This is a genomic window from Paraburkholderia sp. SECH2 (assembly GCF_030464795.1).
In the GTDB taxonomy this organism is placed as follows: domain Bacteria; phylum Pseudomonadota; class Gammaproteobacteria; order Burkholderiales; family Burkholderiaceae; genus Paraburkholderia; species Paraburkholderia aspalathi.
In genome coordinates this window covers 19,707-32,600 of record NZ_JALPRH010000017.1, presented here as the reverse complement: position 1 = coordinate 32,600, position 12,894 = coordinate 19,707, and the positions used below count along the sequence as shown (strand labels likewise).

General features: G+C 63.0%; 8 protein-coding genes. 2 read left to right on the top strand and 6 right to left on the bottom strand.

The window, feature by feature from the left end; genetic code table 11:
• Nucleotides 1-19 precede the first annotated feature (19 nt).
• The gene (locus M0D66_RS24775) at nt 20-742 is read left to right on the top strand and encodes a sulfite exporter TauE/SafE family protein (protein ID WP_093634952.1); all 723 of its coding nucleotides are present in this window, start codon (nt 20-22) and stop codon (nt 740-742) included.
• Between the two features lie 28 nt (nt 743-770).
• On the opposite strand, the gene M0D66_RS24770 is transcribed toward M0D66_RS24775, so the two are convergent.
• Together M0D66_RS24770 and M0D66_RS24765 are read right to left on the bottom strand one after the other, a co-directional pair.
• Entirely contained in the window at nt 771-2,249 is a 1,479-nt protein-coding gene (locus M0D66_RS24770; protein WP_093634953.1) for a dipeptidase, read from the bottom strand.
• A 21-nt stretch (nt 2,250-2,270) separates the two neighbouring features.
• Nucleotides 2,271-2,954, bottom strand: coding sequence for a TetR/AcrR family transcriptional regulator (locus M0D66_RS24765; RefSeq protein ID WP_266211807.1), 684 nt, complete (start codon nt 2,952-2,954; stop codon nt 2,271-2,273).
• Between the two features lie 106 nt (nt 2,955-3,060).
• Here M0D66_RS24765 and M0D66_RS24760 point away from each other — a divergent pair, with 106 nt between their 5' ends.
• Nucleotides 3,061-3,510, top strand: a complete 450-nt coding sequence (locus M0D66_RS24760; protein WP_093634955.1) for a nuclear transport factor 2 family protein — start codon at nt 3,061-3,063, stop codon at nt 3,508-3,510.
• Nucleotides 3,511-3,593: 83 nt separating this feature from the next.
• Here the strand turns inward: M0D66_RS24760 and treY are convergent, their stop codons facing one another.
• The 4 genes from treY to glgX are packed head-to-tail and all read right to left on the bottom strand — an operon-like array spanning nt 3,594 to nt 12,821.
• Nucleotides 3,594-6,458, bottom strand: a complete 2,865-nt coding sequence (gene treY, locus M0D66_RS24755) for a malto-oligosyltrehalose synthase (RefSeq protein WP_266211806.1) — start codon at nt 6,456-6,458, stop codon at nt 3,594-3,596.
• Nucleotides 6,455-8,656, bottom strand: a complete 2,202-nt coding sequence (malQ, locus tag M0D66_RS24750; protein ID WP_093634957.1) for a 4-alpha-glucanotransferase — start codon at nt 8,654-8,656, stop codon at nt 6,455-6,457. The genes treY and malQ overlap by 4 nt, the downstream gene beginning before the upstream one ends.
• Nucleotides 8,653-10,572, bottom strand: a complete 1,920-nt coding sequence (treZ, locus tag M0D66_RS24745) for a malto-oligosyltrehalose trehalohydrolase (RefSeq protein ID WP_266211804.1) — start codon at nt 10,570-10,572, stop codon at nt 8,653-8,655. The genes malQ and treZ overlap by 4 nt, the downstream gene beginning before the upstream one ends.
• 29 nt (nt 10,573-10,601) lie before the next feature.
• Entirely contained in the window at nt 10,602-12,821 is a 2,220-nt protein-coding gene (glgX, locus tag M0D66_RS24740; RefSeq protein ID WP_093634959.1) for a glycogen debranching protein GlgX, read from the bottom strand.
• Nucleotides 12,822-12,894 lie beyond the last annotated feature (73 nt).

Here is a 12,894-nt window from a genome sequence, read left to right as displayed (position 1 = left end):
CATACCACCCGGGGGCGACATGGGATATTTGCTGGTGCTGTGCGTCGGTTTGCTTGCGGGCACGTTGAGCGGCGTGATCGGCACGGGCTCGTCGATGATGCTGATGCCCGTTCTCGTGATGCTGTTCGGTCCGCAGCAGGCGGTGCCGATCATGGCGATCGCCGCGATCATGGGCAACTTCGGCAAGATCCTGGCGTGGTGGCGTGAGATCGACTGGCGGGCTTGCGGCGCTTATTGCGCGACTGCGGTTCCGGGCGCGGCGCTGGGTGTGCGGACACTTCTTGCGTTGCCGCCACATGCGGTCGAACTTGCGTTGGGCTTGTTCTTTATCGCCATGGTGCCGACGCGACGCTGGCTTGCGCGACGCGCTATCAAATTCAATCTGTGGCAGCTTTCGCTGATCGGCGGCGTGGTGGGTTTTCTCACCGGCATCGTCGTTTCCACCGGGCCGATCACGGTGCCCGTGTTTATGTCGTATGGCCTGGTTAAAGGCGCTTTTCTCGCAACCGAAGCCGCTGGATCACTGGCTGTCTACGGCACCAAAGTCGCGGTGTTCAATCATTTCGGCGCATTACCACTGCATGTGGTGATCGACGGTTTGATCACCGGCTCGGCACTCATGATCGGATCCTTTTCCGCGCGGCTGATTGTGGTCCGGATGAGTCCTGCGGTTTTCAAACTTGTCGTGGATGGGTTGATGTTGTCTTCAGGCGTTTCGTTGCTGTGGGCTGCGGGGCGGTAGGGCCCTTTTTGCAAAAACGCACGGGGCATCATCCCACCGACGCCTGAAACACCCTCAGGTAGTTCCCCCCAAGAATCGCCCCAACTTCCTGTTGTGAGAATCCGGCCTGCAACAGCGCACTGGCCAGATCGGGCAACTGTTCGTAGCTTCTGAATACCGGGGGCGAAATGAACCCGAGCATATCCGTCCCCAGGCCTACATGTTCCACTCCCACGACATCCGCCATGCGTTTGACGCCGTTAGCCATCGCGTGCAAATCGTGAAACGTTCCTGAGCTCGGCCACACGCCGATCACGCCACCCGTGCCGGCGATCACCCGCGCATGGTCCGGCGTGATGAGCCGGCTTCGCGCGCTCGGATGAGTGGCCAATGCCGAATGCGAGAGCACCAGCGGTTTAGTCGACGTATCTGCCGCGCGCTTCACCAGATCGTAGGTGCCGTGCGCCACATCCACGACGATTCCCAACGCGTTACAGCGCTGTATTACCTGCGCGCCGATGTCCGTGAGGCCGCCATGCACCGGTGGTTCGGTCTGGATATCACCGAGCTCGTTCACGCGATAGTGCGTCAGTTGCAGATGTCGCAATTGATGCTTCGTGTACGCCTCATCGACACGATCCACCTGGCCTTCGAGAAAATCCGCGCCTTCGGCGGAGATGATCGCGCACGGACCCTGTGGACCCAATGCCGTCAGCGAAGTAGTGTTCGTCACCACCCGAATCTGCTCGCGTTCGATCAACTGATGGGCGCGCAGGAATTCCGTCTGGCCGAGCGCATACAGTTCGCCTGGCTGTGGCTCGCGCCATGCCTCGAAACGCTTGCGGTTGTCCGCCACGCGCGTGACCGTCGTGTCCGTGACGATCGCAAGGCAGATGACATTCATGCCGCCAGCGCGCATTGGCGCGGACAGTGGGATAAACGGACGATGCGCACCGATCGCCGGATCGCGCGACACGATCACGCGGCCGCCGTGACTGTGCATGTCGACGGTGAACGTGCCGGCGGGCGCTTGCCATCTCGGCGCGGTTTCGGATTGCGTGGATGACACGGATGGCGCAGATGCCGTTGTTTGCGCCGTTTCGTCATGCGCCTCGGTATAGCCGGCAAAGTGCCCGGGCGCACAAGCCGTCAAGCCCAGCGCCGCGCCTGAGGCGAGAAACGCACGCCGGCTAAATCGCCGCTGTGAAGCCCGTGGACGCCCCAGCGGCACTGCATCGATTAACCGATACCGCCAGCCCGCGGGATCGTCGAGAAGACAAACCAGCCGGCCGCGCAAAGCCAGTGCCTCCACCTGTGGCGCGAGCGGCGCGGCCATTTGCACCTCGATCGACGTCAACGGATTGCGCGGCACGCAGCCCCCACAACACGGCTCGTCGGCGCTCAGCAGGAAGTAGTCGACCGTGTCGGCTTGCGGGTCCAGCGGAATCATCCAGCCCGATATGTCGATGGTCGCGCCGTGCAGCCTGTCGGCATCCCCGGTTCTGATAATCGACCAGTCGATCTGCATCGGTGCTCCTCCCGGGTGCGTTTATTTGCGCGTAGATGTTACCCGGCTTTTATCTGGCGTCAGCGTTCCGGCCATGCTTTCAACGAGCTTCAACGCCTCCGCTTTCAGGGCGACGGGATCGTCTGCGCCATCGAGCAATTGTGCCGCTTCGCACACCATGCTGCCGATCATGCGCGCGGCGAGGTAGGCCTTGGTTTTTTCCTTGCCGGTGGTCTGGTTCGTCAGCGCATCAATGAGCAGACCGTAGACGTGCACTTCTTCGATCTCGCGGCAGCGTGCCTGACCGAGCACGGCCGGCGCAGTTTCAATGACGAGTTGCCGATAGGCAGGTTCGGTGCAGACCTCCAGAAATTCGCGAATGCCCGCGCTCATCCGTTTGGCTGGCGGCGCGGCCGCGGCAGCGGATCTGACTTTAGACGCAGCGTCCGCCTGGAGAGACTCCACCAGGGCATCGAACAGTTCGGCCTTGTCGGCAAAGTGATGATAGAAGGCGCCGCGGGTCACGCGCGCACTGCGAGCGATGGCCTCTATCCCGACTTGCTGGTAGCCCTCTGAGGTGAACAACTCGCCCGCAGCAGCGATGAGCGCCTGACGGGTTGCGTCCGCATATTCCTCGCGACGGGATTTGGGGGTTGGACCTGCGGTCGGCATAGGCAGCGTTTTTATCCCTTGATTTTTCACATTCGAATTGTAGTATACATACATGGTGTATGTGAAAATCTCGTTGTATGTTAAATCGGACTTCGGCTGCGGCCTGAATACACGGGCAAACAACACCGTCGGTAAGCAACCCATTCAGGAGCAAACCCACATGACGTCAGCAGAAAAATACCTTCCCCCGACTGCGGAGCAGTTAGCCAATGCCCGGATAGCAGTGCAACGCTTCGCCTCGGAGTGGCAACACCCCGTCGCCGATAACCTGGAAGCGCTCATGCACGAGGACACACGAAACCTGATCCCACCCATGACCGAACCGGCCGACAGGAAAGGCGTCATCGAACATTTCCGGCAGGTCCTTACCCAACTGCCGGATCTGAAAGTCGACGTCCTTCAATGGGCACCTACGGGCGACGCCGTCATGATCGAATGGCAAGCATCGGCCACCGTAGCAGGGCAGCCGTTGAAGTGGTTGGGTGTCGACCGCTTCAACCTGCGCGGTGACCGGATGTACAAAGGGCAGGTGTATTGGGACACGCGGCGAGTGGCGGAACAGGTGGCCGAGGCGGTCAAACGCGCGCAGCAAGGCGGCTCAGCGGGATGATGGACCACCTTGAATGAGTCGATAAAAAAGGCGGCTAAAGCATGTGCGCTCTAGCCGCCTTTCAACCTTCGACAACGCGCCGATTAACTGCGTGGCACACCGTCCTCCACTAACACCGCAATCGGCATCGCGCTCAACGCATCGCGCAGATAAAGCAAACCGTTTTCGTCGACCTTGGGCGCCGCCGGACTCAGCCAGTCGAACAACGCCCGCGCGGCCAGATCCGCAGGCATTTCGATCGCCGTATCGCCCCACTTGGCCGGATCGACCATCGGCAAATCGCCGCCATCGCCCTCTGCGCCGAGCAACCCGGCAGCCAGCCGGCTTGCCACCACCACAGCCCACGCATTCCCATGCCGCCGTGCAAACGCGATCACATTCGACGCATGCGCACCGCGCACTGCAAGCGGCAGATATGTACCTTGACTTAGCAACTCCGGCAAATGTGCGCGCAACGCCAGCACGCGCTGCACTACCGCGAGCTTTACCCGGCCATCGTGCCAGCTCGCCAGAAATTCCGAAGGCGGTGTTTGCGCGAGCCATGCCTCGCGCCTGGCAAAATCGACGGGCCGGCGATTGTCTGGATCGACCAGACTGAAGTCCCACAACTCAGTACCCTGATAAAGATCGGGAATCCCAGGCGACGTCAACCGCAACACGGTCTGCTGCAAACTGTTGAGCGCACCGGCGCGTCCAATCCGCGCCACGAACGCGGACAACTCGTGCAGGAAACCATTGCGCCGCTGCGGCGCCAGGATATCGAACAGGAAATCGCGGCAGCCGGCTTCATAGGCTTCATCGGGTGCGAGCCAGTTGGTCTGCAGCTTCGCTTCCCGTAGCGCCTTCAATTGCCATTGCGCGACGCGCTCAGCTAGTTCCTTGACGCCCGCGTCATCGTCCGGGTTTAAATCCGGTGGCCAACTTCCCACCAGGGTCTGGTACAGCATCGCCTCGGCGGCGGGGCCTGGCGCCCAATCGTAGCTTGTATCGTGGCTCACGCTGCTGATCGGCTTACCGTCGAGCGCACGTCGATGCGGCGCGTTCAAGGTCGACCACGCACGCAAGGTCGCGCTCCAGTCATGAGAAATCTCGCTCAACACCGCAAGACGCGCACGCATGTCTTCGCCACGCTTATGGTCGTGCGTGGCCGTGGCGAGCATCGCGTGAGGAAAGCGCTGCGAACGTTCGAGATTCGCCGCATGAAATTGCGCGACCGACAAAGCAAACTCGCCGGGGTCCGAGCCGACTTCGTTGCGCGATAGCAAACGTCCGTAGCGATAGCACGCTGTATCTTCAATCGCCTTTGCGGCGACCGGTGCGGTCAATTGCGAAAACAGCGTCTGCGCGGTGCGCCGCGCGGAACCTGCATGACTTGGCGGGGCACCATTCTGACCTTGCTGTTGTGATGAGACCCGTGCATTCGGCACTTCCTCGGCGCTGCCACCAAGCCACGCGTTCACGCGGTCGAGCACCACGTAGTCCGCGCGCGAAAGCGTCTCTCTCGCGCCTGCCAGTGCCTGCTCGAAATACACGTTATCCGCAGCGCTGCGCAGCCCGTTCTGTGGATAGACCCGATACACCGGAAAATGCACGACCAGTTCGGCCAGCACGCGCCGCAGTGCGGTGAAGGTGAAATCGCGCGTGGTCAGCGAATCGCGGGCAATGCGGTGCAGCGCGCGCGCCGCGCGATCCAGTTCCGCTGAGAGGTTTTCCGCGAGAATCTTGCGGCGTGCGGCCAGGGCTTCGTCGGTGAAGCGCGGGCTGCGGCCGGTGAGTTCGGCCCACGTCTGCGCGAGCGGTTCGGCGCCGGCCGGATCGTGCAGCAGCGCGCCCACGTCGTTCATGAAATCGTAGCCGGTTGTGCCGTCCACGGGCCAGTCGTCGCGCAGCGGCTCGCCACGGCCGAGAATTTTTTCGACGACCACATACGGCGCAGTGTCGCGCAATTCGGTGAGGCGCTGCCGCAGACGCTGACAGTACTCGCGCGGTTCGGCGAGACCATCCACATGATCGATCCGCAAACCATCCACCACGCCTTCCTGATACAAACGGAAAATCAGCGCGTGCACGGCCTCGAACACTTCGGGCCGCTCCACGCGTACGCCGGCCAGCGTCGAAATGTCGAAGAAACGCCGCCAGTTCACTTCATCCGAAGCGGTACGCCACCACGCAAGGCGGAAGTGCTGCCGTTCGATCAGCCGATGCAAACGGTCACGTGTCACCGGGTCCGCGGGCGAATACGATTCCAGCACCAATTCGATCGCCGACCCGCCGTTTTGCGCGACGAACTCGCGCAGCATGTCGCGTCCTTCGGCGGCGCGTGGCTGATCGGCAGGCTGCGTCGTCAGGCCATGGAAACGTTCGGCCAGTGCGTTGAGATCGGCACGGTCGGCGCTTTGCAGAATCGCGGCGTAGTCAATTGGGCACACCGGAAACACATGTGGCCCGTAGCCGATATAAAAGCGCCCACTGTCGGCCGCAAAATGCAACGCAATCCGGCCGGCCGCGAGTTCCTCGCCGTACGGTGCACCGAGTGTCGGCGCCAGCACCTTGCCGCGCAAGGCCGGATCGGGCGAATGCCAGTCGACGTCGAAATGACGTGCGTACGCGCTGTGCCGGCCCCATTCGAGGATATCGAGCCACCACGCGTTGCTCGAGCCGCCGACGCCCATATGATTCGGCACCACGTCGACGATCAAGCCCATGTTGTGCGCGCGCAGTTTATCGGCAAGGCGCTTCAAGCCCGCTTCGCCCCCGCATTCAGCGTTGACCTGGGTGTAGTCGACGGTATCGTAGCCGTGCATCGAACCCGGCTCCGCGGTGGTGACGGGCGACGCGTACACGTGGCTGATGCCGAGCGCGGCGAAGTAGTCGACGTGCTTGGCGGCATCGTCGAAGGTGAAGCCTCGATGGAACTGGAGGCGAAGCGTGGAGCGCGGGACGGTCATGGCGTATCAGGCTCCGAAGAAACGTTGGAAGCAGCAGGAACGGTGGCGCCGCGGCGCGCGCGGTCGACCGCCAGCAGGCGATCGCTGAAGGTGCCGTCCTCGAACAATGCGTCGATGGGCAAGATCACGCGGCGGCGCCAGTTCGGATGCTCGTCGATCGAGCCGGGCAGATTCGGCTGCTCGACCAGTGCGAGCAAATCTTCGAGCGGGAAAGTGACGAGCGGCCCAGGCGTGGCGGCCACGAAGGCGAGCGCTTCATCCACGGGCGCCTTGTTGGGCGGTGGGGCATCCACGTGCGGCGCGGCGACGCCGGCTTGCTGAAACGCGCGCCATAACAGCGCGCGATCGGCGGCGCGTTCTTCCTGTGCCACTTCCTCCGCGTCGCGGCCATCGGCGCGCGCCATCGTCTGACCGATCCGGTTGCGCCACGTGATGTCGCTGCCGCGCCACCAGCCCGCCACGGTCGGCAGATCATGGGTCGTAGTGGTGCCGACAGCGTTGCGGTCCCATGCCTGCGGTGGCTTGAAACCCTTGCCGCCTTCCGCGCCTTCGAACCACAGCACGCGAATGCCGGAGAGACCGTGCTCGTCGAGCCGCTCGCGAAAACCGGGCGGCACGGTGCCGAGATCTTCGCCGATCACGATCGCGCGATGCCGCCACGATTCGAGCGCGATCAGCCGCAGCAGGTCTTCGAGCGGATAGCGCAGATAGGCGCCGTTACGCGCGCTCTCGCCTTCGGGCACGAGCCACAGGCGCCGCAAACCGAGAATGTGGTCGATGCGGATACCGCCCGCATGCGCGAACGCCGCACGCAGCATGTCGATGAATGCGGAGAAGCCCTGCGTGCGCATCGCGCGTGGCGAGAAGGTGGTGAGCCCCCACGCCTGGCCGGCCTGGTTGAACAGATCGGGCGGCGCGCCCACGGAAATGCCTTGCAGCATGTCGTCACGGTACGACCATGCATGGCTGCCGGCACTATCGCAGCCGACTGCGAGGTCGGCGATCAGGCCGACGGCCATCCCGGCGTCGCTCGCTGCATGCTGCGCGTGCGACAAGCCCTTGGCGGCGAGCCATTGCAGAAACAGATGAAAGTCGACTTCATGCCGATGCGTTTCGGCAAAGGCTTCAACTTCCGGACTGCGCGGATCGCGCAACGCCTCGGGCCAGTTGCGCCAGTGGCCATTGCCACCTTCCTGAGCCAACTGCACCGCCTGCAATGCTTCGAAACGCGCGTGGTCTTCGAGCGCACGGCCGGCACGTTCGCAGAAGCCATGAAATTCGAGCGCACGCGGCGTGTCGTGCGCGCGTTCCTGGATGCAGAAGTTCTCGTACAGCGCGCGCAAAACCTTCAGCTTTAACACGACCGCGTTCGGCCAATCGATCAGAGGCAAATCTTCGAGTGCCGGCCATGCTTTGGTGGCCTGCGCGGCCTCGAGCGCGGCGCGCGCGGCGTCGGCGCCGAACACCGCGGCGGGGTCGATATGCGTGACGTTCAGCCACAAACGCGACGACGGCGAATACGGACTGAAGCGATTCGGCTCGGCGCTGAACATCGCGTGAGTCGGACTGACGGCGAGCGCATGCGCGCCACGCTTGGCGCTTTCAATCGCCATTTGCGCGAGGGCCGTATAGTCGCCGATGCCGCCATCGCCCGTGCGGCGCAAGCCGTATAACTGCGCGGCGATACCCCACAACGGCGGCGCTTGCGTCGAGGCGCCGTCGTGCAGCGTGTGCCAGGCATCGGCGACGGTATAGCAGCGTGACGGCGCCACGGCCAACGTCACGCGTTGTTCGTTGATGACCAGCGTGTGATAGCCGGGCTCGTCGATCGGCGCGAGCAACGCTTCTTCGCCTTTGGGCGCCGTGAAGCGGCCGTCGATGATCGAGCCGCTTTCCAGTTCGATCCGGTAGTGACTGCCGGATTTGATCGCCGCGATCGGCAGTGCAATGCCGCGTTCAACCTCCGCGGTCATCAGCGGCGGCAGCTTGCGGCCGGATAGTTCGGCTTCGAGCGCGGCCGCGCTGTGCCGGATCTGCGTGGCGTTGCCGCACGGCAAGCCCATCCGGTCGAGCAGCACGGCGAGCGTGCTCTCGGGTACGTGTTGCGTCGTGTGGTGCGCGTCGCGCCACTCGACTTCAAAGCCGGCGCGCGTGGCAAGGGTCACGATCGTATCGTTTGGACGGCGGGTTGCACTCACGCGTGGCGCTCCTGTTGGCCTGCGATGCGGGCATCGTGGCCGATGGCATAGTCGCTGACGTCGCCGGTCACCCACGCGACGAACGCGAATGACGGCAACACCTTGGCGTCGATCTGCTCGCGCACGCGCGGCGGCGTTTCGAAAATCACTATGCCGTTAGGCAGATCGGGGAACGCCACGTTTTCCTTCGAGAGATTCAACGCGATCGACAAGGTTTCGCCGTCGGCGAGTTTCCAGCGGGCGATCAGCGCATTGGCGTCGCCACCGTTTGCAGCGGTCAACACAGTCGAGCCGCACGCTTTGGCGTGTTTCAGGCGCGGCGTGATCAGCTTCGCCCGCACGGCGAGCGCGGATTTGTAGAAGTGCATCCACTCGAGACGGTCTTTTGTGTTGTCGTCCGCGGCCGGGCTTTGAACCGGCTCCGGCGGTGACGAGGCCGCAAAGGTCCGCACGTCGTTCGGATCGGGAATCTGCGCGCGACGCTTTTCATCGCTGAACGCCGAAAAGCGTGCGAATTCACGACGCCGCCCTTCGCGCACGGCGTCGGCGAGCTCGCCGGTGTAGTCGGTGAAAAACAGGAACGGCTGGGTCGAGCCGTATTCCTCGTCCATGAACAGCATGGGGATATGCGGCGACAGCAGCAGCAAACCGGTGGCGGCGCGCAAGGCATCGTCCGACGTCAGCTTGCGCAGGCGCTCGCCGAATGCGCGATTGCCGATCTGATCGTGATTCTGCAAGAACATCACGAACGAGGTGGGCGACAGATGCCGGCTCGCTTCGCCACGCGGCGCGCCGTCGTGAATCGGAGACGGGTCGCCTTGATATGCGAAACCTTCCGACAACACGCGCGCAAGGCGACGGATCGGCTGATCCTCGTAGGCGTGGTAATAGCCCTCCGTTTCGCCCGTCAGCAGAACGTGCAGCGTGTTGTGCGCGTCGTCGTTCCACTGCGCGTCGAAATGCGTGTCCAGCAGGCTCGCGCTGTTGTGCTCGTTTTCCAGCACCAGATGCACATGCCGGCCGTGCTGCACTTTCGCGCGGATATGGTCGGACAATTCGCGCAGCCACGTGTGATTGTCGATCGCATGCACCGCGTCGAAACGCAGGCCGTCGAGACGATATTCGTTGATCCAGTAGACAGCGTTATCGATGAAAAAGTCGCTCACTTCACTGCGTTCGAAATCGATCGCGGGACCCCACGGCGTGTGCGTGCCTTCGCGGAAAAACGAGCGGGCGTATTGGTGCAGATAATTGCCGTCCGGTCCGAAGTGGTTATAGACCACGTCGAGAAACACCATCAGGCCGAGGCCGTGCGCGGCGTCGATCAGCGCTTTCAGTTCTTCGGGGCGGCCGTACGCGGAATCGGGCGCATACGGTAGCACGCCGTCGTAGCCCCAATTGTGCTTGCCGGGAAAGTCGTTCAACGGCATCAGTTCGATGGCCGTCACGCCAAGCGCCACAAGCGCGGGTAGGCGTTTCTGTACACCCGCATAGCCGCCCATCGCGCCGACGTGCAACTCGTACAACACCGTTTCTTCCCACGGACGACCGTGCCAGTTCGTATGTTCCCAGTGGTACGCGCGTGGGTCGATCACTTCGCTTGGGCCGTGCACGTCTTGCGGCTGGAAGCGTGACGCAGGATCAGGCACCGCGTGCTCGCCATCGAGCCGGAAGCGATATAGCGTGCCCGCGCCGCTCTCGACCGTCGTTTCGAACCAGCCGTTGCCGGCAGGTGTCATGTCGTGCGCGCCCTGGGCCGGTCCGTTTTCGATCTCCACCTGGACCGTCTTGCACGAAGGCGCCCAGAAACGGAATCGCGTGCGCGGCTTCGCGCCCGTTGCGCCCAGCAACTGCGCGCTGAACGGCAGGCAATGCGCGTGATGATGCGCGTGAGGATCAATCGGACTTTCGGACATGATTCATCACCATTCGATATTGCTTTCGCCTACGTGGTCGGCGACGTATCGCCGCTCGGCGGATGCGCACCCGGATCGGGTGGCAGCGCAGTCAGCAGCCGCGGCCCATGCTGCGCGCCGGCCTTCCAGCCCGCCTGCCAATCCGCTTCGCCGATAGGCTGCGCTGCCAGCATCACGAGGCTATGCGCGGCCACTTCCACCTCCGGCACCGCCAACCGATGCGGCGTGCTTTCCGGCTCAGCTGTATCTAGCAGCACGTGCCATTCCAGGTGTGGCGCGGGCGGTGTGAAACGCCGTGTTTCGTCCGCAGCATTGAGCATCATCAACAATACTTCCGTTTCGTCATTCAAGCCTGGACCCGCGCGCCGCAGTGTGAACGTGCGGCCTTCGGGGTCCTGCCAGGCTTCGATCGTGAGCGGATCGCCGTGTTCATCGAACCAGCCGACATCGAATAGGCCCGGCAACACTTCGCGATCGCCGAACAGAAAGCGCGTTTCGCGCAGCAGGGGGTGCTGTTTGCGCAGCGCAATCACGCGCGCGACGAACGCGGTCATCTGACGGCCGTCGGGCGACTCCGCACGCTCCCAGTCAAGCCATGATAGTTCGTTATCCTGGCAGTACGCATTGTTGTTGCCGTTCTGCGTACGCAGCGACTCGTCGCCTGCCAGCACCATGGGTGTGCCGAGCGCCATCAGCAGCGTGGCGATCAGCGAGCGGGCCACGCGTTTGCGGGTTTCGAGGAGGACGGGATCGTCGGTCGGGCCCTCTACGCCCCAATTGCGACTGCAGTTTTCGTTGTGGCCGTCGTTGTTGTCTTCGCGATTGGCCTCGTTGTGCTTGTGCTCATACGCGGTGGTATCGGCTAGCGTAAAACCGTCATGCGACGTGACAAAGTTGACCGATGCCCACGGTTTCCTGAAGCGCCGGTTGAACAGATCGGCGGAACCAGTGAGACGCGCGGCAAGATCGGGGCGCAAGCCCGCGTCACCGCGCCAGAAGCGGCGCACCGTGTCGCGGAAACGATCGTTCCATTCAGCGAAACCCGGCGGATGGTTGCCGAGTTGATAACCGCCCGGGCCGATGTCCCATGGCTCGGAAATCAGCTTGCGTTGCGACAGGATCGGGTCCTGGCGTAATGCGTCGAAGAAGCCGGAGCCGGGATCAAAACCATGCTGCTCACGGCCAAGCGTCACGCCGAGATCGAAACGGAAGCCGTCGATATTGAACTTCGTCGACCAGTAGCGCAGCGAATCCATCACCATCTGCAGCACGCGCGGATGCGGCAGGTTCAGGGTATTGCCGCAGCCGGTGTCGTTGATATGGTGGCGTTCGTCGCCTGGAATCAGGCGGTAGTAGCTCGCGTTGTCGAGGCCGCGCCATGAGACGGTCGGCCCCATCTCGTTGCCTTCGCAGGTGTGGTTGTAGACCACGTCGAGAATCACTTCAATGCCGGCCGCGTGCAACTGACGCACGGCGATACGCATTTCATCGAGCCGGTGCGAACTCAGATACGACGGCTCCGGTGCAAAAAATGCCGCGGTGTTGTAACCCCAGTAGTTGCGCAGGCCGCGCTCCACCAGAAAGCGATCGTTCAGAAACGCATGCACGGGCAGCAATTCGACGGCGGTCACGCCGAGCTTCAGCAAATGCTCGATGAATTCCGGCGACGCCAGCGCGGCAAACGTGCCACGCTCGTGCTGACGCAAATCGGGGCGCAGCATCGACACGCCGCGCACATGCGCTTCGTAGACGACGGTTTCGCCCCACGGCACATTCGGGCGCTTGTCGTGCGACCAGTCGAAGGCTTCGTCGATCACGACGCACTTCGGCATGGCCGGCGCCGAATCGCGCCGGTCGATGGACAGGTCGGCGCGATTCGAATGCACGCGGTAACCGAACAGCGCGTCGGACCAGCGAAACTGCCCGACCAGTTTGCGCGCATACGGATCGAGCAACAGTTTGTGCGGATTGAAGCGATGTCCGTGCTGCGGCTGATAGGGCCCGTGTGCGCGAAAACCGTACGCGGTGCCGGGGTGCGCATTGGGCAAATAGCCGTGCCAGATTTCGTCGGTGCATTCGGGCAGCGTGAAGCGCCTGATTTCCTTGCGACCGGTGGGATCGAACAGGCAAAGCTCGATTTTCTGCGCATTTGCCGAGAACACTGCAAAGTTGACGCCGAGGCCATCCCAGCTGGCGCCGAGCGGATAGGGCGAGCCGGGCAGAAGCCGGTCGGGCATTGCATGCGACATGATTCCCCTTCCTTGTTCTGTTTTATGAACGCTATCGTGGGACTTCATGCAACGGGCGCGCGGCCTGGCCGCC

What these genes read in the sequence shown, in the direction of transcription:
- M0D66_RS24775 (WP_093634952.1), top strand. Translation starts at nt 20, where the DNA reads ATGGGATATTTGCTGGTGCTGTGCGTCGGTTTGCTTGCGGGCACGTTG.
- M0D66_RS24770 (WP_093634953.1), bottom strand. Translation starts at nt 2,249, where the DNA reads ATGCAGATCGACTGGTCGATTATCAGAACCGGGGATGCCGACAGGCTG.
- M0D66_RS24765 (WP_266211807.1), bottom strand. Translation starts at nt 2,954, where the DNA reads ATGTATGTATACTACAATTCGAATGTGAAAAATCAAGGGATAAAAACG.
- M0D66_RS24760 (WP_093634955.1), top strand. Translation starts at nt 3,061, where the DNA reads ATGACGTCAGCAGAAAAATACCTTCCCCCGACTGCGGAGCAGTTAGCC.
- treY (WP_266211806.1), bottom strand. Translation starts at nt 6,458, where the DNA reads ATGACCGTCCCGCGCTCCACGCTTCGCCTCCAGTTCCATCGAGGCTTC.
- treZ (WP_266211804.1), bottom strand. Translation starts at nt 10,572, where the DNA reads ATGTCCGAAAGTCCGATTGATCCTCACGCGCATCATCACGCGCATTGC.
- glgX (WP_093634959.1), bottom strand. Translation starts at nt 12,821, where the DNA reads ATGTCGCATGCAATGCCCGACCGGCTTCTGCCCGGCTCGCCCTATCCG.